This window comes from Nocardia terrae, assembly GCF_009760405.1.
Lineage (GTDB): Bacteria > Actinomycetota > Actinomycetes > Mycobacteriales > Mycobacteriaceae > Nocardia > Nocardia terrae.
The window spans coordinates 2,012,373-2,033,253 of sequence record NZ_WRPP01000001.1; the positions used below are offsets into that span (position 1 = coordinate 2,012,373).

Here is a 20,881-nt window from a genome sequence, read left to right on the forward strand (position 1 = left end):
GTGGAGTTGGTTACCGACGGCAAGGCAGTGGCAGCGCAGGACCGGGGCGAGGGGCTCGGGACCACAGCGGTGCAGACAGTCGCCTCGCGCCGGCACCCGGCGGGGCGGGGGAGCAAGAGCACGAGCAGCGTGGCGACGTCGGAGTCCCGGCGCGCCGCCGCGGAATTGGAGAAGTTGATCGGCCCGGCGGCGGGCGGTGACAAGCAGGCGGTCTCCGAGATTCTCAAGATCGTCTATCCGCTGGTGCGGCGCTACTGCGCGGCACGCATGAGCGGCGCGGGTCATCTGCACGTGACCGCGGACGATGTGGCACAGGAGATCTGCCTGGCGACCGTCCAGGCGATTCCGCGCTACCGGGATCAGGGCAAGTCGTTCCTGGCCTTCGTCTACGGCATCTCGGCCAACAAGGTCGCCGATGCCTTCCGGCGGGCGCAGCTGCACCCGGCCTACCCGGTGGCGGAGTTCCCGGACGCGCCGATGAACGAGGCGGGACCCGAGGAGCGGGCGCTGGCGATGGAAACCCGCATGGCGGCACGCGAACTCATGCAGGTGCTGTCCTCGACGCACCGCGAGGTGCTGGTCATGCGGATCGTGCTGGGGTGGACGGCGGCGCAGACCGCCGAGGCCATCGGCACCAGCCCGGGCGTGGTGCGGGTCATGCAGCACCGCGCGTTGAACCGGCTGCGGGCCGAATTGCGGGCGGCGTCCTGACTATTGGGGGAACAGCTCGGGAATGAATCAGGACGAAAATGTGGGCCGGGCACTGGGGAGTGCGTCCGGCCCACAGTCGTCTCCGGATCTCTTCGCGAGGCTCAGACGGTTTCTGCCCGGGTATCGGCCGGGGTGCCGAATCCGTTGACGCCCAGCGCCTTGCGCAGGTCGTCCTCGGCCTCGACGGAGGCGACGAACAGCAGCTCGTCCTCGCCTTCGAGCGGGTCGTCGGCCTGCGGGACGATGACGCGGCCGCCGCGCAGGATGGTCACCAGGGCGGCGTCGCGCGGCAGGGTGAGGGTGCGAACGGCCTTGCCCGCCAACGGGGTATCGGTGGGCAGGGTGATCTCGACGAGGTTGGCCTGACCCTGGCGCAGGGTCATCAGGCGCACCAGGTCGCCGACCGAGACGGCCTCCTCGACCAGCGAGGCCAACAGTCGGGGCGTCGAGACGGCGACGTCAACGCCCCAGGACGAGTCGAAGAGCCATTCGTTGCGGGGATCGTTGACGCGGGCCACGACCCGTCCGACCCCGAATTCGGTCTTGGCGAGCAGGCTGAAGACCAGGTTCACCTTGTCGTCGCCGGTGGCGGCGATGACCACGTCGTAGGTTTCCAGCCCGGCCTCTTCGAGCGTCTCCAGCTCGCAGGCGTCGGCGTGGGTCCAGACCGCAGTGGGCGCGATGGTGGGGTCGATGTGGTCGAGCCGGCGTTCCAGCAGCATGACCTGATGGCCGCCGCGCAATAGTTCCTGGGCGATGGAGCGGCCGACGGCTCCCGCACCCGCGATGGCTACCTTCATGACTAGACCTCGCTCGCAGGGGGATTGGCGGCCAGTGCCACGGCTTCGCCGACCGTGCCCGAGGTGGCGGCGACATAGACCTGGTCGTCGGCTTGGAGCATGGATTTGCCGTTGGGCAGCACGCCCTGTCCGAACCGGATGATGAAGGCGACGCGCGCGCCGATGGCGTCCTCGAGCGCGTGCACCGAGTGCCCGTACCACTCCTCGTGCAGTACGAGTTCGGTGACCGCGACGGTGCCGGTGGGGTCGCGCCAGGTGGTGGTGGTCTGGTCCGACACCAGGGTGCGCAGGAACCGGTCGGTGGTCCACGGCACGGTGGCGATGGTGGGGATGCCCAGGCGCTCGTAGACGGCGGCGCGTTTGGCGTCGTAGATGCGGGCGACCACGCGCTCCACGCCGAAGGTCTCGCGGGCCACGCGCGCGGAGATGATGTTGGAGTTGTCGCCCGAGGACACCGCGGCGAAGGCCCCGGCGCGTTCGATTCCGGCGCGGGTCAACACATCTCGGTCGAAGCCGACGCCGGTGATGCACAGGCCCGGGAAGTCGCGGCCCAGCCGCAGGAAGGCGCTCGAGTTCTGATCGATCACCGCGACCTCGTGGCCGACGCGGACGAGGGCCCGGGCGAGCGAGGAGCCGACCCGCCCACAGCCCATGATCACCACATACACCCTACGAACCCCATTCCCGAAAACCGTGGTGTGCGGTCTGTTTGCCTTGCGTTCGGTGGGCAACCGTACCGCTCGAGTTTCACTGCGGGCACTTTCCCCCTCCGGAAGGTGTTCAAACCGGAACCGGAAAAACCTCACAGCCCTCGACCGCCACCCTACGACCGCACGGGGTCGAGAGCCGCGGTGCGGCTGCGCCAACCTCTCGCCGCAACTTCCCCCCTGCCGCGGGGCGACGACTCCGCTCCCTGGCGCGGCGACGATTCCGCTCCCTGGCGCGGCGACGATTCCGCTCCCTGGCGCGGCGACGATTCCGCTCCCTGGCGCGGCGACGATTCCGCTCCCTGGCGCGGGGCGACGATTCCGCTCCCTGGCGCGGGGCGACGACTCAGCCCCCTGGCGCGGTGACGACTCCGCTCACCTGACGCACGGTGACTCTGCCCGCTCTCTCGTGGTCGTGACTGGCTCTCTCTGTAGCGCAGTGGCAGGGGGGCTCTGCACGGTAATGGGCGGCGGCCTCGTAGTGCGTGGCGTCGGGTGGGCTCGCGCTGCCTTATGCTGCCTGGAGTGTCGAAGTTGACGACGGCCGCCAAGCGCATGCTGGTCGGCCGCCCATTCCGCAGCGATTCTCTCGGGCATACGCTGCTGCCCAAGCGGATCGCGCTCCCGGTTTTCGCCTCGGATGCCCTGTCCTCGGTGGCTTACGCGCCGGAGGAGATCTTCCTGGTGCTGTCGGTGGCGGGCCTGTCGGCGTACGCCTACGCGCCCTGGATCGGGCTCGCGGTCGCGCTGGTGATGGCGGTGGTGGTGGCCAGCTACCGGCAGAACGTGCACGCCTACCCCTCGGGTGGCGGCGACTACGAGGTCGCGACCAAGAATCTGGGGCCCACCGCGGGATTGACCGTCGGCAGTGCGCTGTTGGTGGACTACGTGCTCACCGTGGCGGTGTCGATTTCGTCGGCGGCGTCGAATATCGGATCGGCAGTGCCGTTCGTCGCAACGCACAAGGTTCTGTTCGCGGTCACCGCGATTGTGATCCTCACCGCGATCAACCTGCGCGGCATCCGCGAATCCGGTACCGCCTTCGCGATTCCCACCTACGCCTTCATGATCGGCATGGCGCTCATGCTGCTGTGGGGCTTCATTCGCATCGGGCTGGGGCAGACCGTGCACGCCGAGTCCTACGGGTTCGGGCTGAAGGCCGAGGATTCGCATCTGGCGGGGCTGGCGTTCGTGTTCCTGATCGCGCGCGCGTTCTCCTCCGGCTGTGCCGCGCTGACCGGGGTGGAGGCCATCAGCAACGGTGTGCCCGCGTTCCGCAAACCCAAGTCCCGCAATGCCGCGACCACCTTGCTGCTGCTGGGCGGCATCGCGATCACCTTGTTCATGGGCATGATCGTGCTCACCCAGAAGGTCGGCATCGTGTACGCGCACGACGTCTCCGATCTGATCGGGGCGCCGGCCGGGTACGAGCAGAAGACGCTCGTCGCGCAGCTGGCGGGCGCGGTGTTCTCCGGGTTCCCGGCGGGCTTCTACTTCATCACCATCGTCACCGCGCTGATCCTGGTGCTGGCGGCCAATACCGCGTTCAACGGTTTCCCGGTGCTGGGTTCGATTCTGGCGCAGGACCGTTTCCTGCCGCGGCAGTTGCACACTCGCGGGGATCGGCTGGCGTTCAGCAACGGCATCCTGTTCCTGGCGAGTGCCGCGATCGCGTTCGTGGTGCTGTTCGGCGGTGAGGTGACGCGGCTGATCCAGCTCTACATCGTGGGCGTGTTCGTGTCGTTCGTGCTGAGTCAGACCGGCATGCTGCGGCATTGGACGCGGCTGTTGCGCACCGAGAACGATCCGGCGCAGCGGGCGCGCATGAAGCGGTCGCGGGTGATCAACGCGATCGGCCTGACCATGACCGCGACCGTGCTGTGCATCGTGCTGGTCACCAAGTTCGTGGCGGGCGCGTGGATCGCCATCGTCACCATGGCGGCCATCTTCGGGTTGATGAAACTCATTCGGCGCCACTACGACACGGTGTCGCGCGAACTGGACGAGACCGATTGGGACGGTGTGCTGCCCAGCCGGACGCACTCGATCGTGCTGGTGTCCAAGCTGCACATGCCGACCAAGCGGGCGCTGGCCTACGCGCGCGCCACCCGGCCCGACACCTTGGAGGCGATCACCGTGAACGTCGACGAGCCCGATACTCGCGCGCTGGTGCGGCAGTGGGAGGCCAGCGATATCGCGGTGCCGCTCAAGGTGATCGAATCGCCGTATCGCGAGATCACCAAGCCGGTGGTGGATTACGTGAAGCGGGTGCGCAAGGACTCCCCGCGTGACGTGGTCACCGTTTTCATCCCCGAGTACGTCGTCGGCCATTGGTGGGAGCAGTTGCTGCACAACCAGAGCGCCCTGCGCCTGAAGGGCCGCCTGCTGTTCGAGCCCGGCGTCATGGTGACCAGCGTGCCGTGGCAGCTGTCCTCCTCGACCGGCCGCGCTCCCAGCCGCGTCGTCAACGCCCCCGGCAATGTCCGCCGCGGCTTCGGAGACGAATCGTGAGCGCCGAAACCGATTGGTACGGCAAGATCTTCGAGGTCCGCCTCGGCCCGCCCGGCCACGGCGGCTTCTGCGTCGCCCGCCACGAGGGCCGCGTCCTGTTCGTCCGCCACGGCCTTTCCGGCGAACTCGTCCGCGCCCTCGTCACCGAGGACCGCGGCGGCTCCTTCTGCCGCGCCGACGCCATCGACATCCTCGACCCGTCCCCCGACCGCATCCCCGCCACCTGCCCCGTCTCCGGCCCCGGCGGCGCCGGCTGCTGCGACTTCACCTTCGCCACCCCTGAAGCCCAACGCGACCTCAAACACCAGGTCGTCGCCGACCAGCTGCGCCGCTTGGCCAACTGGGAACCCGACTTCACCGTCGAACCCATCCCGCTGCCCCTCACTCTCCCGAGCAGCGTGGTGGCCCAACAGGACTCCCAGCCCGGTCCCACCCGCCCGGACCGCCCGGCGCGGCTCGGCGGCGTGGCGACCGGCCTCACCTCAACCTTGCTCGGCTCTTCCACCGGTCCTGTCATGCCGCAGCATGCGAAGCCGGCCCCTGAGGCCCACGTCCGGGACGAGACGCGCGACGCGTCCCCGGATGCGGCGCCCCCGGGCGTCGCGCCGGGCCGAATCGGCGGCGTAGCCACACATCTGGCGAGCTCTTTGATCGCTCGCCCCGACACGGGCAAGTCCGACGCGCCCCGAACCGGCGTGTCTGCGGGCGTCTTCGACAGCAAAGGCGAGGCTGCTGCATCGCGCCCGGCCTCGGCGATTGTCGGTGAGCTGGGTGAAGTGGGTGCGGCACTTGTGGACTCGACGGCCGACGTAGCTGAGCGCGGCGGCGCACAGGCCGCGATTCCAGTTGGTGGGGCGGTCGTGTCGACGCCGACCGCGCGGGCTGGTGGAGCGGAACTCATTGTCGCGTCGGGCGGGTTGTTGTCGGCGGCGGGTTACACCGCTGGGTGGCGGAGTCGGGTGCGGTTGGCGGTGGACTCGGATGGGCGGGCCGGGGTGCACGGGTATCGGAGTAGCGAGGTGATCGCGGATCTGCGGTGTCCGCAGCCGATGGCCGGCGCGATGGATGGGATCGCGGATCGGAAGTGGACTCCGGGCGCGGATCTTGTTGTGGCCGTGGATGGGGACGGCATGCGGCATATCGTCGAGGTGGCTCCGGCCGAGGTCGAGCAGGGGGATCGGCGTGGGCGGCAGGAGCGCGGTGCGGGCGGGGCTCGGCGGGGTGGGGATCGGCGGAGCACGGCGACTCGGCGGGCGGCGGCTCACGGGGCGCGGGATGAGCGGGTTGTCGATGGGACCGGGCGGGCTGTGCAATACGTGGCCGAGCGGCGGTGGGAGTTGTCGGCTACCGGGTTCTGGCAGCCGCATTACGGTGCGGCGCAGTGCTATTCGGATGTGGTCGCGGAGTGGGCGGAGGCCGCGCCCGGGTCGCTGGTGTGGGATCTGTACTGCGGGGTGGGCGTGTTCGCGGCCCGGCTCGCTGAGCAGGTCGGGGACCGGGGGCTGGTGCACGGGGTCGAGTTCGCGCGCAGTGCGGTGACCGAAGGGCGTGCGGCGCTGCGGGATATGCCGTGGGTCGATCTGACCGCAGAGCGGGTCGAGCGCTGGATTCACGAACAGCCTGGTACCGCACCGGATGTCGTCGTATTGGATCCGCCGCGCGCGGGTGCGGGCAAGGATGTGATCAACGCGTTGAGCGAGCGCTCCCCGCGCCGCATCATCCACATTGGTTGCGACCCTGCCGCTTTCGCGAGGGATGTCGGCCTCTACCGCACCACTGGATACCAACCCATCGGTCTACGAGTCTTCGACGCCTTCCCGGGAACCCACCACGTGGAATGCATCGCCGTATTCGAGCGCTGACCGAGGCCCGCGAGATCAGGGAGCTCTCACCGTGGGATTTCGTCCGAATTCCCGCGCTGAGAGCTCCCTGATCTTGTCACGGTCCGGGGCGGGTGGGCGGTGGCGTATTGGGGACAGGGGAAGGGTTGGGGGATGGGGGGATTGGGGGTGGGTCAAGATGTAGCTCGTGACTACGTTGTCGGATCCGACTGTGGCGTCGGTGGTCGAGCTGATCTATGGGGATCAGTCGAGGTTCCACTCGCTGGAATCATTGCTGTTGCAGGTGGATCTCAAGCGGGCGGAGTACCTCGAGGGCGCATTGTGGGTGAATGCGGACAGTTATTGGGGGCGGTTGGTGACGCCGGTGTACGGGGCCCGGGTGGCGGCCGTCGGCGGGAGCGCGCAGGCGGATCGGGCGCTGCTGGATCTGGTCGAGGTGACGGTGGCGCGGTTCCTGCAGGGGGAGTCGCTGGCGCGCAAGCATCTTCCGGCGTGGATGCCGGGGCTGCGCAAGGCGCTGCTGGCGGACGGATACCGGATGAAGGTGGACCGGGTGGTGGGCGGCGGGGGAACCGAGGGCGGGGTGCGCTGCCGGTTGAAACCGACCCCGTGGCTGCCGATCCGGCTCGTCGAGCGAGTGGAACTGTTGTCGACCGAGCTGGAGGTGCGCGGTCAGCAGACGGCGCTGGATCACCTGCGGCAGGCGATCGAACATCATGAGCGCGGCCGGTTTCCGGCGTGTGAGAAGCGGCTGCGTTCGGCACTGCAGCAGATCACCGCGTACGCGGCGGGCACCGGTGACCTCGACGGCGCCCGCAATGTCCGCCACCTGGTGGACATCGGCCGCCTCACCATCGCCGAGGGCACCCGGCTGCTGCACGACCTGCGGGGCATGGTCGTCGAGGACCCGTTCCCGCATCGAACCCGCGCCGACGCCACCCGGTTTCGCATTCAGCTGACCGAGGTGCGCGCCGCCTGGCTGCTGTCGAAGGTCGAGCTGTAGGGATTCAGTTCAGCTGCCAGGTGACCCGGATGCTGGTCGACACTTCGCTCTCCCCGAGCTGCACCGGCACCGCCCGGCCCGGCGCGGAGGACATCTTCTCGGCGGCGAACGCCAGTCGCGGCTGCGGCACCGGCCCGGAGATGTTCTCGGTGATCTCGACCACCGGCCCCAGCGTGCGGCCCGCCCGGAACACGTACTGTTCGGCCTTGCCCAGCGCGTGATCCCAGGCCGCGTCGCGGGCGCGAACCATCAGCGCCTCCTCGTCGGCCACGGTCAGCGTGAGCCCGCCCAGCCGCACATCGTCACCACCGGCGACCACCGCGTGCGCGATGATGACGGCGGGCCCGCCGTCCTCGGACTTGGCCTCCCCGTCGGGCCCGGCGATATCGCGCAACGCGACCGTCAGCGAGGTCCCCGCGACATACCCGACCAGCTGTTCCCGATTCCCGTCGGTCCACACGGTTTCCGCCCGCACCGTCAGCCCACTGGTATTGATGTCGCGCGCCCCCACCCCGTCCACCCGCAACGCCCCGATCACGGCATCCGCCTGTTCCCCGGCCCGCGCGTACGCGGCGGCCACGGTCTCGGCACGGGTCTCCACCGAGATCGACACCCGCATGATGTCCGGAATAGCGCTCGCACTGCCGGATCCGATCATCGTGATGGTGTCGATGGCGTTGTCACTGCTCACGAGTTCCTCCTGGATCGGATGGCCACAACCCGCTCGATGCTACCGACGCCCACCGCCCGCCCGCCGGTGCCGCGCTCAGGCGACCGATTGCCCGGTCCCGTTCGCCGACGAGACCACCGTGGCGAGCGAGGTTGCGCCCGTGGCGATCTCGCTCGCCGTGGCCAGGTCGAGACGGATGTCGAGGTCCGGTTCGGGGGCGGGGCCGTCGTGGTGGGTGAGACCGGATTCGGTGAGGACGTAGTGGAAGGTGGTGTCGCCGATGCGGACCGTGGCGGTGCCGGTGGGGACGAGGTCGGCTATGGCGTGGCCGAGGGGGAGGGCGAACCAGTGGGCGCGGACGGCGTCGGTGGCGCGTTGGTCGCCCAGTTGGCTTGCGCCCCAGGTCGAGAGGGAGTCCAGGATGGGGCGTAGGGCGGCGCCGGAGGGGGTGAGTTCGTAGAGGGCGGTGCCGGCTCGGGGGCCCGTGCGGCGTTTGGTGAGGATTCCGTCACGCTCGAGGTCTTTGAGGCGGGCGGCGAGGACGTCGGTGCTGATGCCGGGGAGGTCGGCGAACAGGTCGCTGTAGCGGCGGGGGCCCGAACACAGTTCGCGGACCACCAGCAGGTTCCACCGGTCGCCGACGATGTCGAGGGCGCGGCTCACGGTGCAGTAGTGGTCGTAGCTTCGGCGTGGCACGATCCCCACTGTAACCAAGAACTTGGAAAAACAAAGTGCAAACTTGGAATTTCCAAGTAGAGTGTGCGGCAACCACACCGAGAAGGGGTCGTTCATGCAGGTGAAGCAGTCGAGCAAGCTGGCGGGCGTGTCCTACGAGATTCGCGGGCCGGTCGCCGAGCACGCCGCCCGGCTGGAGGCCGAAGGGCATCACGTCGTGAAGCTCAACACCGGCAACCCGTTGCCCTTCGGCTTCGAGGCGCCCGCCGAGCTGCTGCAGGACATGGTCCGCAATCTGCCCGCGTCGAGCGGCTACTCCACCTCCAAGGGCTTGCTGTCCGCGCGGCGCGCGGTCGTGCAGTACTACCAGACCTTGGGCCTCAACGAGATCGACGTCGAGCAGGTCTTCCTCGGCAACGGCGTCTCCGAGCTCATCATGATGGCCATGACCGCGCTGCTGGAGAACGGCGACGAAGTCCTCGTTCCCGCACCGGATTTCCCGCTCTGGACCGCAGCCACCGCGCTCAACGGCGGCCGTCCCGTGCACTACATCTGCGATGAGGGCTCGGACTGGATGCCGGACCTGGCCGACATCGAATCCAAGATCACCGATCGCACCCGCGCCCTGGTCATCATCAACCCCAACAACCCCACGGGCGCGGTGTATTCGCCCGAGGTGGTCCGCCAGATGCTGGAGATCGCCCGCCGCCACAACCTGGTGGTGTTCTCCGACGAGATCTACGACAAGATCCTCTACGACGGCCTCACCCACACCGCCACCGCGTCCCTGGCCCCGGACCTGTTGTGCCTCACCTTCTCCGGCCTGTCCAAGTCCTACCGCGCCGCCGGCTTCCGCGGCGGCTGGCTGGTCGTCTCCGGCCCGATCGAGCACGCCGAGAACTACCTCGAGGGCCTGACCATGCTCGCGGGCCTGCGCCTGTGCGCGAATGTCCCCGCGCAGCAAGCGATCCAGGCCGCGCTCGGCGGCTACCAGAGCATCTACGACCTCACCCTCCCCGGCGGCCGCCTCCGAGAACAGCGCGACCGCGCCTGGGAAACCCTGAACGCCATCCCCGGCGTCTCCTGCGTGAAGCCCAAGGGCTCCCTCTACGTCTTCCCGCGCATCGACCTGAACATGTACAAGATCCACGACGACGAACAGTTCGTCCTGGACCTGCTCCTCCGCGAAAAGATCCACATCGTCCAGGGCACCGGCTTCAACTGGCCCCGCCCCGACCACTTCCGCATCGTCACCCTGCCCCACGCCGACGAGCTGGAAGCCATCATCGAACGCATCGGCCGCTTCCTGGCCACCTACAAGCAGTAATTCCAGGCGTCTTCGCCTTTCAGACCGGACGGCCCGCGGTCATGCCGCCGTCGACCACGAACTCCGCGGCGTTGCAGTAGCTGGATTCGTGGCTGGCCAGGAACACGACCACGTCGGTGACCTCCTCCGGCGCGCCCAGGCGGGCCAGCGGGTTCGCTGAACGGTCGGTGGTCGTACCCTCCGGCACACCGAGCATCGGAGTCGAAATCCCGCCCGGGTGAACGGAATTCACGCGCACCCCGTGCGGCGCAAGCTCGATCGCCGCCGACTTGGTCAGCCCGCGCACCCCGAACTTCGAGGCGGTGTAGGCGTGCGCCCCGGGCACGCCCTGAATCCCGGCGGCCGAGGAGATGTTCACCACCGACGACGGCCGCGCCGCCACCAGAGCGTCCCGCGCGGCGGTCAGCCCCAGGAACGGCCCGGTGAGATTGATGGAAAGCGCGCGCTGCCACTGCTCCTCGGTGTACGTGCCGATCGCCCCGAAGTCGAGAATGCCCGCATTGTTGACCAGCACGTCCAGCTTGCCGAACCGCTCGACCGCAGCGTCCACGGCGGCTTCCCAGTCCGCGAGGCTGGTGACGTCCAGATGGATGAATGCCGCAGCCTCACCGAGCTCGGCGGCCAGCTTCGCACCGGCCTCGTCGGCGATATCCCCGATGAGCACCGAAGCCCCTTCGGCGACAAAGGCTCTGGCATGCGAAGCCCCCATCCCCGACGCCCCGCCAGTGATCAGCGCTACGCGCCCGTCGAGTCTCCCGCTCATCCTCGTTGCTTCCCGTCCAGATCGATAATGGCCCGCTCCGGCCGATACACGCAGCGGGTGGTGGTGTAGATGGTGGGCATGCACTTGTTGCAGTGCACACACGCCGAGCGAGTGCTCGCATCGGATTGAATGCGCCGCAACAGATTCGGTTCGCGCAACAGCGCCCGCCCCATGGCGACGAAGTCGAACCCCTCACCCATCGCCAGATTCATGGTGTCGAGATTGGTGATCCCGCCGAGCAGGATCAGCGGCATCGACAGCTCCCGCCGGAACTGCCGAGCCTGTTCGAGCAGATACGCCTCCTGATACGGGTACTCCTTCAGGAACGCCCGCCCGACCAGCCGGAAGCCCCAGCGTGCCGGGCCGGGAAGGACTTTCGCGAACTCGCTGCGCGGTGCGTCACCGTGGAACAGCAGCATCGGATTGAGCAGTGAACTGCCCGCGGTCAATTCGAGGGCGTCCAGCGCGCCGTCGGCCTCGAGCCAGGCGGCCACCTGCACGCTCTCGGGCACGGTGAGTCCGCCGCGCCGCCCGTCCTCCATGTTCAGCTTGGCGGTCACCGCCAGTCGATCGCCGACGGCTTCCCGTACCGCGCAGGCGATTTCACGCGCCAGCCGCGCCCGATTGGACAGCGACCCACCCCATCGGTCGCGGCGGCGGTTGAGCAGCGGGCTCAGGAACGAGCTGACCAGATAGTTGTGGCCGAAATGCAGTTCGACCGCGTCGAATCCCGCCTGCTCGGCGATCCGGACCGCGTTCACATGGGCCGCGATGAGCTCGCGGATCTGGGCGTCGCCGGGGACCTGCATGGCCTGCATGCTCAACGGGCTGAACAGCTTGCTCGGCGCGAGCGCGGGCGCGCGGTTGGAGGCGGCATTGGCCACCGGTCCGGCGTGCCCGATCTGCGCGCTCGCCGCCGCGCCTTCGGCGTGTACGGCGTCGGTCAATTCCTTCAGTCCCGCAACGGCTTCGGGCCGCATCCAGATCTGGTGCCGATCGGTGCGCCCGCCCGGCGCGATCGCGCAGTAGGCGACCGTGGTCATGCCCACCCCGCCCGCGGCGACCTCACGATGGAAGTCGATCAGTGCGGGCGTGACCAGTGCGTCGGGGGTGCGCCCCTCGAAGGTGGCGGCCTTGATCACCCTGTTGCGCAAGGTGATCGGGCCGAGCTTGGCGGGCGCGAAGATCTCGTTCATTGTTCTCCCGGTGCGGTGAGTCCGGCCACCACGAAATCGCGCAGGGCCGTCAGCGCCGGTTCGGACATGCCGTGCTCGTCGAGCTCGGGACTGCCGAACCGCATGATGATCAGGTCGAAGGCCAGCATCCAGCGCCGCTTGGCCGTGGCGGGGGTGAGTTCGGGCAGCAGTGGCGCCCAGTTGTCCATCCGGAACCAGGGGCCCTGCCACGAGGTGAGGTGGCGGCCCAGTACGAAGCGTGCCAGCAGGCGAAGGTGCAAGCGGCCCAACGGATCCGCGGCCAGCTCCACGAAGGGCGCGAGGATGGTGTCGACGACGGCGGGCACCGAATCCCGTCCGCCTCGGGCACGGGACATCCCGTCGGCCCACAGCGGCCCGAGCCGGGCCTCGATGAGCGCGCCGACGAGGGCCTCCTTGGAGCCGAAGTGATAGTGCACCGCGGCGGCGTTCGCCCCCGCCGCCGAGCACACCGCGCGCACGGACACCTCGTCGTAGGGCTCGGTCAGCAGCAGCTGCTCGGCGGCCATGAGCAGTCGGTCCCGGGTTCGGGTGGACACCTTTTCGACCATGGCAAGCAGTGAAACACGCTTCAAACAGTATTTCAATCATTGATTGAAAACAGTCGTCGGGCTATGGTTCGCCGGGTGTGTCGGCCCCGGCGAGAGCCGCGGGCCGGATAGCGTCAGCGGTATGGACTCGCTGCTGCAGCGAATACTGGGCTTCCCCGCGATCTGGACCTATGTCGTGGTCGCGCTGCTCGTGAGCGCCGAGGAGGCCATGGTCTTCGGGCTGCTGGTCCCCGGCGACACCGCGGCCATTCTCGCGGGCGTGGCCGCCAGCCGCGGCCATTTGGGCATCGCCACCACGCTGATCCTGGTCATCGTGTCCGCGCTCATCGGCGCCAGCATCGGCTACTGGCTCGGCCGCGTGTACGGCACCCGCATGATGGAGTGGGCGATCTTCGACCGCTACCGCGACAATCTCGGCCGCGCCGGGGATTTCCTGCAGCGCCACGGCGGCTGGGCCATCCTGGTGGGCCGCTTCAGCACCTTCTTCCGCACCATGCTCCCGGAACTGGTGGGCATGTCGCCCATGCCTTTCCGGCGTTTCGTACTGGCGAGCGCGGCGGGCGCGATCATCTGGGGCTCGGTGCTGGTGATGGCCGGATACCTGGTCGGCCAATCGTTCACGGTGATCCTGAAACACATCGACACGGACCTGATGATCATCGTCCCGATCCTGGCGGTGATCGGACTCGTCTACTGGAAATGGCACCGCCACCGCAATGCGGGCCGGCCCTGAGCTATTCGCTCTGCGCCCACCCCGCGACCGGAAGCGTCAGATACACACCGATATTCGCGTCCACGAACTTCTCCACGTCGGCCAGCAACCGCTCGCACCGCTCCTGCCGATTCTCGGCCCGGCTCGCGAAGTACTTCGACCGCACCTCGATCACCACATCCATCCCGCAGCGATCGAACTTCCCCAACTCCCGAAACCGAATCTCCACATCCCCCGGCCGCAGATCCCCGTCATACGGCTCCTCCGGACACTCCACCGCCATCGACACCAGATGCGGCAGCCATTCCCCCAACTCCCGCAACACGGTCTCCGGTAGCTCCGGCTTGTAGGTCACCTCGACGAGCGGCATTCGATCATTCTATTGCCCTGCCGTGCGGCCGGATCCGGGCCGCCGACGCTGTGGGCGAGCGATGCCTCAGGAGATCCGGATGCTCGCGATCATTTGTTCGGCCTGTTCGGCGGGGAGTTCGCCGACGGTGCCGCGGTCGGCGAGGACGGCCATGACGAGGGTGGAGTTGCGGGGGCCGGGGAAGGCGAAGGTGTAGACGGAGTAGCCGGTGGTGGTGCAGCCGGGGAGAGTGGGTTTCCACGGGCCCGAGGCCTCGGCGCGTTTGCCGGAGATGCCGCTGGCGGTGGTGACCGGCGTGGGGGTACCGGGTCGGCCGCCGGTCGGGTCGTCGTAGCCGCCCTCGATGGCGATCCAGGCGACTTTGGTTGCGGCGGTGGCGAGGTCGGTGGTCGGGAGTTGGGCGACGAAGGCCAGGGAGCGGTAGGCCGAGCCGGGGCAGTAGTTGGAGCCTTCGCTGGATTTGCCGTAGCCGGTGAGTTCGCCGTCGGGGCCGGACTGGCCCGAGGTCTCGGCGGGGGAGGCGATGGTCCAGCCGCTGGGGACGTCGTAACTGACACCCAGGGTCGGCACGACCACGGTGCGGGAGCCGGGTTTCGGCGCCCCGGAGGCGGACGGGACCGCGGAGGTGGTGCCCGCCTTGCTCGTCGGGGCCGCGCCCACGCTCGCGGCACTGGTGGAGGTGCCGGAATGCCGGGTCAGCGCGTACACCGCGGTGCCGCCGCCGACCAGCACGATCGCCGCCGTCACCGCCGCGACGGCCAGCCAGATTCGTTTGGTCGGGCTCGGCGCGACCGATGGACCGTTCGCCGGAACCGGTTGCTGTCCAGTGAAAGCCGGTTCGGAATAGTACTGCTGCACCGGCTGCTGCGGTTGCCAGGCCGGGTACTCGATCGGCGGCGGCACGGTCTCCGGGAACACCGGCGCCTGATACGGACCCTGTGGCGGAAGCCCGCCCGGCGTAAGGGGAGTCGCGGGCCCGAACGGATTCGACCGGTGATCGTCGTTGTCGGTCACGCGATTTCACCCCTGATCCCGCCGCGCCGAAAACTTCGGCCTGCCGCGGCCAACCCTAGCGGGTGCGCGCTAACTCTCGGCGCGTGATTCCGGATCCGGTTCGGTGGCGGGCGAGCCGCCGGCGGGGGAGAGCTTGATCACGCCGGCGTCCAGATCGATGGCCAGCCGGGGCCGATGCTGCTGGCCGTCGCCGGTCTCGCTGCCGTCGTCTTCGAGCTTCTTGCCGGGGAACAGTTCGCCGATTACACCCACGAATCCAGCCTAGCCCTCACATCCGGTAGTACCTGGGCCCGCGGGGCCCGAAACCGCGGCGGCCCCGGACGAAGATGAAGAACAGCACGGGGAACAGGAAGAACGGGAAGAAGTGCGTCTCCACCGCGAACGCGACGAGGAAGAACAGGAATACCGCCGCTCCGATCGGGGCGAGGGGCAAGGCGCGACGCGGGACCGGAGGCGGGGTGGAGACCGGCGGGACCGGGGGCTGCGGCCGGGGCAGATCGCTGAACAGCACGGTCAGCTCGCCCGCGGTCTTCGCGGCATAGGCCCGGCCCACCCGGTCGTCGTATTCGGCGACGTCGAGGCGGCCGGCCGCGAAGTGCTCGCCGAGCGCCGCGGCGGCCTGCTCGCGTTCCGCGGTGCCGACGCGGACATCGGGCGGCCCGTAGACCGCGGGATCGAAATCGGTCATGACATCCGCCTCATGGGAGGGAAGGAATCTCGTTGTCCGCCAGCGTAGGCCGGTTCGCGCCGGCGCGCCTGCACGCCCGCGCGTAATCCTCGCTACGCGCGTTGACGTATGTCGGCGACCGGAGCGGGGGCGGCGTGGTCGAGGGCCAGCGCGGCGAATTCGGCGACCTTGGGATGGTCGGTGTCGGTGCGCCACACCAGCCGGACCCGCGCCTCGGGCAATCCGGTGAGCGGCACGAACGCCACTTCCGGATGGGTGAAGTAGGTGGGCATGGCGGAGGTGGTCGCGAAGACCGCGTTGTTGTGGGCGACGGCGGTCAGCATCTCGGGTTCGGTGCGCGCGGGCGCGACCCGCGGAATCGGCCGTCCGCCCGGGGTGGTAGCCGGTGGCCAGAACCGGCGCGCGAATTCGGGCGGGACGTCGGGATGCGGCCCGATCACCCGCAACTCGGCCAGATCCTCGATGTCGATGCTCGCGCGGGTGGACCAGGGATGGCTGCGCGCGATGGCCAGCAGTCGCGGGAACACGCCCACCTCGGGTCCGATGGTGACACCGAGCTGTTCGACCGGGGCCAGGCAGATCTGGATGTCGATCTCGCCGCGCCGCAGCGGGCCGTAGATGTCGGTCCATTGCAGTTGCGTCAGGGTGACCGGGCATTCCGGATGCCGTGCCCGGAACCCGGCCAGCGCCCCGTCCAGGGTCGCGCCGTAGGGTCCGAGAAATCCGACGCGCAAACCCCGTGCGGCGGTGCGGGTTTCGGCGAAGGCACGCTGCAGTTCCTCGAAGGCGGGCCGCGCGCGGGCCAGTAGATGCTCACCCAGCGGATTGAGCGTGACCCGCCGGCTGGTGCGCTCCACCAGTCGCCTTCCGATGCGGCGTTCCAGGCTGCGGATGAGCTGGCTCACCCGAGGCTGGGACATGCCCAGCCGTGCCGCGGTCCGGCCGAAGTGCAGTTCCTCGGCCAGCACCACGAAGGCTTCCAGTTCGGCCGGGTCCACGCGGTTCTCGCGAAAAGAGTCGTCGATAAGCATCTCTTATGGATTTTCGCGCATTTGCCCGTTGATGGCCATCCGGGGGGTCCTCGATGCTGAATCGGTGAGTGAAGCGCGGCGTTTGGTGGTGGGAATCAGCGGGGCGACCGGTATCGCCTACGGCGTGCGGGTGCTGGAATTGGCCCGCAAGGCCGGAGTCGAGACGCATCTGGTGGTGACCCCGGCCGGGCAGCAGACCCGCGCCTACGAAACCGGCATGAGCGCGGCCGATCTCGCGGCCATGGCGGATGTGACCTACCGCCCGGCCGATATCGGCGCGGCCATCGCCTCGGGTTCGTTCCGGACCGCGGGAATGATCGTGGCCCCCTGCTCGATTCGCACCCTGTCCGCGGTCGCCTACGCCAACAACGACAATCTGCTGACCCGGGCCGCCGACGTGACCCTCAAGGAACGCCGCCGCCTGGTGCTCATGGTCCGCGAAACCCCGCTCACCATGGCGCATTTGCGCGCCATGACCGCGGTCACCGAGACGGGCGGCATCGTCATGCCCCCGGTGCCCGCCTTCTACCTGAACCCGGAAACGGTGTCCGACATCGTCGACCACACCGCCGGCCGAGCCCTTGACCTGCTCGGCATCGACGTGCCGGATCTGCCCCGCTGGGGCGAGACCCCGACTGAAAGAAAGTGAAAGAGGCTGTGGCCCACCTGAAGAGTCTGCGTGAATTCATCGACGCCCTCGAAGCCCTCGGCGAGATCCAGCGCATCGACGCCGAGGTGAATTGGGAGCTGGAGATCGGTGCGATCATTCGCCGTTCCTACGACCTGAGGGCGCCCGCGCCGCTGTTCACCAACATCACCGGGTACCAGGACAGCGGATTCGGTGTGCTGGGCGCGCCCGGCGGTCTGTCCGGCCCGACCCATTCGCTGGCCCGAATCGCCCTGGCGCTCGGCCTGTCCGCGGACGCACGCGGACAGGACATCGTCGAAGCCATTGTCGAGGCGCGCCGCAAGCCCGGCATCGCGCCCGTCCAGGTTCCGGCCGAAACCGCGCCCTGCAAACAGAACATCGTGCGCGGCGACGATGTCGACCTGCTGGCCTTCCCGACCCCGCTCATCCACGGCAACGACGGCGGCCGCTATATCCAGACCTACGGCATGAACATCGCCAAGACGCCGGATGGTTCCTGGACCAACTGGTCGATCAACCGCATGATGATCGCGAGCCGCAACACCTTGGCCTGCCTCATTCCCGGACCGCAGCACCTGGGCATCATTCGGGCGAAGTGGGCCGAGCAGCGGAAGCCCATGCCCATCGCGCTCGCGCTGGGTGTCGAGCCCGGCCTGCCGTTCGTCGGGGCCATGCCGCTGCCGGAAGGCGCGGACGAATCCCATTTCCTGGGTGCGCTGTTCGGCGAGGGCATCGAGGTGGTGCCCGCCGAGACCGTGGACCTGCTGGTGCCTGCCACCGCCGAGATCGTCATCGAGGGCCATATCTCCTTCGACGAGACGGTGATGGAGGGGCCGATGAACGAATACCCGGGATACAACGCTCTGGAAGCCTCGGAGAAGCCGGTCTTCCACGTGTCCGCCATCACCTATCGTGACGGCGCGATCCTGCCCGTGGTCGCCGCCGGGCCGCCGGTGGAGGAGGACCACACCGCCACCGGCACCATGCACGCCGCCGAGATCCTCTACCAGTTGCGTGAGGCAGGTCTGCCGGTCGCTTCGACCTGGTTCTCCTACGAGTCCGCACTGCACTGGCTGATCGTCGCCGCCGATTCCGATTGGCACGCCAAGCTTCCCGTGTCCTCCGGCGACTTCGCACAGCGGGTCGGTGACGTCGTGTTCGCCGGCAAGGCCGGATTCGGGGTTCCCAAGGTGCTGCTGGTCGAGGACGACGTCGACATCACCGATGTGAACCAGATCGTGTGGGCCTTCGCGACTCGTGCCCACCCCGAGCACGGTGAGGTCCACTTTCCCGCCGAGCTCACCGCCGCTCTCTCGGTCTACCTGTCCGAGGTCGAGCAGCACTCCTACCGGGCGGGCAAGGTCGTCTACAACTGCCTGCTGGCCGACCTGTTCGACGAATCCCAGCGCCCGATCAAGGGCAGCTTCGAAAACGGCTGGCCGCAAGAGATCCAGCAGCGCGTCCTCGACCGCTGGCAGGAGTACGGCTACCGCTGATCCGGCCGCGTCGTCCGTCACCGACCCCGTCGCTCCGTGTCTCACGGGATGAAGAGTCGTCGATAAGCATTCCTTATCGATTGACGCGGATTTGCCCGTTGATGGACATCCGGTCCGTACCTGATGCTTTATCGGTTGCCGGCACGACTGCGGGCGGAAACCGGACGACCGTCGAGGGGTGTCGAACGAGGGCCGCCCGATCGGGGTCAGATGCCGCCGTGCGCCGCGACCGCGCGCACGGCGGCATCGGCCTGGGTGTAGGCGGCGGCCGCGAGGCGTTCCAGCAGAGCCAGTTTGATGTCGGGGGCCTGATCGGTGAGCTGGTCGAAGCGGGCGGTGGGCATGACCGCCACGCGGACCGTGGTTTCGGCGTAGACGTCATTGGCGTAGGGGACACCCGCGAGCATGGAGGTCTCGCCGAAGGACATGCCCGGGGTGAGGGTGATCAGGCGGTGGCGGCGGTTGTCGCGGTCGGTGAAGGTGAAGCGGACCCGGCCGTCCAGGATGAGGAACAGGCCGCAGCGGGAACTGCCGCTGGCCACGATGATCTCGCCGCGCGCGATGGTGCGGGTCTCGAATTCCTTTGCCAGGCGGGCGCGTTCGTCGTCGGGCATCTCGGCCAGGGCGGGGTGCTGCTCGATGGTCAGGGCGGCGGGGCATTCCTGGCCGGGCGGGCGGTGCGCGTCGAGGATGAGCTGTTCACACCATTCGGTGGCGGCGTCGCGGTCGATGAAGACCCGCCCGCGCGGATCGTTCGGCACCAGGCTCGATACCAGATGCCCGAGCTTGCCGTCCGGATCCACCAGCGCCACACGGCATCCCGCGGCGGCCAGTTCGGCCTCCAGATCGTTGAACATGCGGATCGCGATCGGGCTCACGTCGCCGACTTCGCGCAGATCCAGCACCAGCGCTTCCAGCTCGGCCGCGGTCTCCTCGACGCTGCGCACGGTGGATTCGGCACCGGCGAAGAGCAAGTCGCCGTGCAGTTCGAAGATGCGGGCGCGGTCGCCGAATTCGTGCAGCACGTCCAGTTCATCGGTGTCGCGGCGCAGTCGCGACGGCGCCTCGGCCACCGAGTAGGCGGCGCGAATCGCGGTGTGCGCGGCCCGGGTCACGTGCAGGAAGTGCAGTCCCAGCCGATTCGACAACTCGCGGCACGCCTTGACCCCGCGCACGCTGCTGCCGTGCGCGTCCAGGCGCGGGGAGTACACCGCGATCCCGATCTGCCCGGGCAGCACCGCCAGGATTCCGCCGCCCACACCGCTTTTCGCGGGCAGCCCGACGGTGGTCACCCAGTCGCCCGCGGAGTCGTACATGCCGCAGGTGGTCATGACCGAGAGCACCTGCTCGACCAGCGGCCGGGTCAGTGCGCGCTCGTGGGTCAGCGGATTGACGCCGTTGTTGGCCAGGGTCGCGGCCATCATCGCCAGATCCCGGCAGGTGACGTCGATCGAGCACTGCCGGAAGTAGCGGTCCACCGCCTCGTCCGGGTCGATGTCGATGATCTCCGCGCCGCGCAGCAGCAGTCCGATCGCGCGGTTGCGGTATCCGGTGCGCGCCTCGGAGGCGTACACCGCCTCGTTCATGCTCAGCTCGCGTCCGGCGAATCGGCTGTAGCTCCGCCGGATTCGGGCAAAACGGTCGGCCGCGTCGGTGCCCTTGATCAGCGAGGCCGCCGCGATCGCCCCGGCATTGATCATCGGATTGCGCGGGCGCTGTGTCTGGGGGTCCAGACTGATTTCGTTGAACGGCTCCCCGGACGGCTCCACGTCGATGTGCCGCGCCACCTCCGCGGGCCCTCGATCGGCCAGGGCCAGCGCATACGTGAACGGTTTGGAGATCGACTGAATCGTGAACGCGGTGTCCAGATCTCCGCTCCCGTACACCCGCCCGTCCGCGGTTGCCAGGCAGATGCCGAACGAATCGGGTTGCACCGCCGCCAGTTCCGGAATGTAGTCGGCCAGCGTTCCCGACGTGTCGGCGCGGCACAGCTCGTAGACTTCGTCGATGATGCGGGCCACGACGCCGCCGGAGGGGACCACCGGGCCACTGTAACCGGCGTAACGTGTGTGGAGCCTCACATCTGCCAGGGATGTCGCAGGTGACAAATGTTCCTGGCGTCAGGGGCCGAAAAGGGCTCCGTAGACT

At 68.5% G+C, this 20,881-nt stretch carries 21 protein-coding genes and 1 pseudogene; 9 read left to right on the forward strand and 13 right to left on the reverse strand.

The genetic code is table 11. From position 1 onward, the window contains the following. Positions 1-129 precede the first annotated feature (129 nt). Positions 130-711, forward strand: a complete 582-nt coding sequence (locus GPX89_RS09425; protein WP_328601665.1) for a sigma-70 family RNA polymerase sigma factor — start codon at positions 130-132, stop codon at positions 709-711. A 101-nt stretch (positions 712-812) separates the two neighbouring features. On the opposite strand, the gene GPX89_RS09430 is transcribed toward GPX89_RS09425, so the two are convergent. Both GPX89_RS09430 and GPX89_RS09435 read right to left on the reverse strand, forming a co-directional pair. Next, positions 813-1,511: a potassium channel family protein gene (locus GPX89_RS09430; RefSeq protein ID WP_157386802.1), complete on the reverse strand. Its 699-nt coding sequence runs from the start codon at positions 1,509-1,511 to the stop codon at positions 813-815. Between the two features lie 2 nt (positions 1,512-1,513). Continuing rightward, on the reverse strand, positions 1,514-2,179 hold the full coding sequence (locus GPX89_RS09435) for a potassium channel family protein (RefSeq protein ID WP_328601626.1): 666 nt from the start codon (positions 2,177-2,179) through the stop codon (positions 1,514-1,516). A gap of 564 nt (positions 2,180-2,743) precedes the next feature. On the opposite strand from GPX89_RS09435, the gene GPX89_RS09440 reads away from it, so the two are divergent. The 4 genes and pseudogenes from GPX89_RS09440 (at position 2,744) to GPX89_RS09455 (ending at position 7,573) form a co-directional block, all read left to right on the forward strand. After that, positions 2,744-4,729: an APC family permease gene (locus tag GPX89_RS09440; RefSeq protein ID WP_328601627.1), complete on the forward strand. Its 1,986-nt coding sequence runs from the start codon at positions 2,744-2,746 to the stop codon at positions 4,727-4,729. Beyond that, positions 4,726-5,103: pseudogene (locus GPX89_RS09445) on the forward strand (TRAM domain-containing protein); the annotation flags it as partial. The gene GPX89_RS09440 and the pseudogene GPX89_RS09445, both read left to right, overlap by 4 nt. A gap of 141 nt (positions 5,104-5,244) precedes the next feature. Then, the gene (locus tag GPX89_RS46205; protein WP_157387203.1) at positions 5,245-6,591 is read left to right on the forward strand and encodes a class I SAM-dependent RNA methyltransferase; all 1,347 of its coding nucleotides are present in this window, start codon (positions 5,245-5,247) and stop codon (positions 6,589-6,591) included. Between the two features lie 166 nt (positions 6,592-6,757). Continuing rightward, complete coding sequence (locus tag GPX89_RS09455; protein WP_157386804.1) at positions 6,758-7,573, forward strand: hypothetical protein; 816 nt, start codon at positions 6,758-6,760, stop codon at positions 7,571-7,573. A 4-nt stretch (positions 7,574-7,577) separates the two neighbouring features. On the opposite strand, the gene GPX89_RS09460 is transcribed toward GPX89_RS09455, so the two are convergent. Continuing rightward, a complete protein-coding gene (locus GPX89_RS09460) occupies positions 7,578-8,264 on the reverse strand; it encodes an SIMPL domain-containing protein (protein ID WP_328601628.1) in 687 nt (228 codons plus the stop codon). A gap of 75 nt (positions 8,265-8,339) precedes the next feature. Beyond that, a complete protein-coding gene (locus GPX89_RS09465; protein ID WP_328601629.1) occupies positions 8,340-8,939 on the reverse strand; it encodes a winged helix-turn-helix transcriptional regulator in 600 nt (199 codons plus the stop codon). Positions 8,940-9,033: 94 nt separating this feature from the next. Between GPX89_RS09465 and GPX89_RS09470 the strand changes: the two genes are divergently transcribed. After that, positions 9,034-10,245: a pyridoxal phosphate-dependent aminotransferase gene (locus GPX89_RS09470; protein WP_157386806.1), complete on the forward strand. Its 1,212-nt coding sequence runs from the start codon at positions 9,034-9,036 to the stop codon at positions 10,243-10,245. Between the two features lie 19 nt (positions 10,246-10,264). On the opposite strand, the gene GPX89_RS09475 is transcribed toward GPX89_RS09470, so the two are convergent. From GPX89_RS09475 to GPX89_RS09485, 3 genes are read right to left on the reverse strand one after another with little or no spacing between them, the layout of a single operon-like run. Next, a complete protein-coding gene (locus GPX89_RS09475) occupies positions 10,265-11,008 on the reverse strand; it encodes a glucose 1-dehydrogenase (protein WP_157386807.1) in 744 nt (247 codons plus the stop codon). Beyond that, complete coding sequence (locus GPX89_RS09480; protein WP_157386808.1) at positions 11,005-12,204, reverse strand: NADH:flavin oxidoreductase; 1,200 nt, start codon at positions 12,202-12,204, stop codon at positions 11,005-11,007. Before GPX89_RS09480 ends, GPX89_RS09475 begins: the two co-directional genes overlap by 4 nt. Continuing rightward, positions 12,201-12,773, reverse strand: a complete 573-nt coding sequence (locus tag GPX89_RS09485; protein ID WP_157386809.1) for a TetR/AcrR family transcriptional regulator — start codon at positions 12,771-12,773, stop codon at positions 12,201-12,203. Before GPX89_RS09485 ends, GPX89_RS09480 begins: the two co-directional genes overlap by 4 nt. Before the next feature lie 121 nt (positions 12,774-12,894). Between GPX89_RS09485 and GPX89_RS09490 the strand changes: the two genes are divergently transcribed. Beyond that, positions 12,895-13,506, forward strand: coding sequence for a DedA family protein (locus GPX89_RS09490; RefSeq protein ID WP_157386810.1), 612 nt, complete (start codon positions 12,895-12,897; stop codon positions 13,504-13,506). A 1-nt stretch (position 13,507) separates the two neighbouring features. Here GPX89_RS09490 and GPX89_RS09495 read toward each other — a convergent pair whose 3' ends face one another. The 5 genes from GPX89_RS09495 to GPX89_RS09515 all read right to left on the reverse strand — a co-directional run bounded on the left by GPX89_RS09495 (position 13,508) and on the right by GPX89_RS09515 (position 16,588). After that, entirely contained in the window at positions 13,508-13,855 is a 348-nt protein-coding gene (locus tag GPX89_RS09495; RefSeq protein ID WP_157386811.1) for a hypothetical protein, read from the reverse strand. A 66-nt stretch (positions 13,856-13,921) separates the two neighbouring features. Continuing rightward, complete coding sequence (locus GPX89_RS09500; protein ID WP_157386812.1) at positions 13,922-14,869, reverse strand: hypothetical protein; 948 nt, start codon at positions 14,867-14,869, stop codon at positions 13,922-13,924. 69 nt (positions 14,870-14,938) lie between these two features. After that, a complete protein-coding gene (locus GPX89_RS09505) occupies positions 14,939-15,121 on the reverse strand; it encodes a hypothetical protein (protein WP_157386813.1) in 183 nt (60 codons plus the stop codon). Positions 15,122-15,137: 16 nt separating this feature from the next. Beyond that, entirely contained in the window at positions 15,138-15,557 is a 420-nt protein-coding gene (locus tag GPX89_RS09510; protein WP_157386814.1) for a DUF1707 SHOCT-like domain-containing protein, read from the reverse strand. Between the two features lie 92 nt (positions 15,558-15,649). Further along, positions 15,650-16,588 (reverse strand): LysR family transcriptional regulator, encoded by a 939-nt coding sequence (locus tag GPX89_RS09515; RefSeq protein ID WP_157386815.1) that lies wholly within the window; start codon positions 16,586-16,588, stop codon positions 15,650-15,652. A 64-nt stretch (positions 16,589-16,652) separates the two neighbouring features. Here GPX89_RS09515 and GPX89_RS09520 point away from each other — a divergent pair, with 64 nt between their 5' ends. Together GPX89_RS09520 and GPX89_RS09525 are read left to right on the forward strand one after the other, a co-directional pair. Continuing rightward, positions 16,653-17,237, forward strand: a complete 585-nt coding sequence (locus GPX89_RS09520; protein WP_328601630.1) for a UbiX family flavin prenyltransferase — start codon at positions 16,653-16,655, stop codon at positions 17,235-17,237. Beyond that, on the forward strand, positions 17,234-18,733 hold the full coding sequence (locus GPX89_RS09525) for a UbiD family decarboxylase (RefSeq protein ID WP_198347316.1): 1,500 nt from the start codon (positions 17,234-17,236) through the stop codon (positions 18,731-18,733). Before GPX89_RS09520 ends, GPX89_RS09525 begins: the two co-directional genes overlap by 4 nt. Positions 18,734-18,939: 206 nt before the next feature. On the opposite strand, the gene glsA is transcribed toward GPX89_RS09525, so the two are convergent. After that, positions 18,940-20,775 (reverse strand): glutaminase A, encoded by a 1,836-nt coding sequence (gene glsA / locus GPX89_RS09530; RefSeq protein WP_328601631.1) that lies wholly within the window; start codon positions 20,773-20,775, stop codon positions 18,940-18,942. Positions 20,776-20,881: the final 106 nt, after the last annotated feature.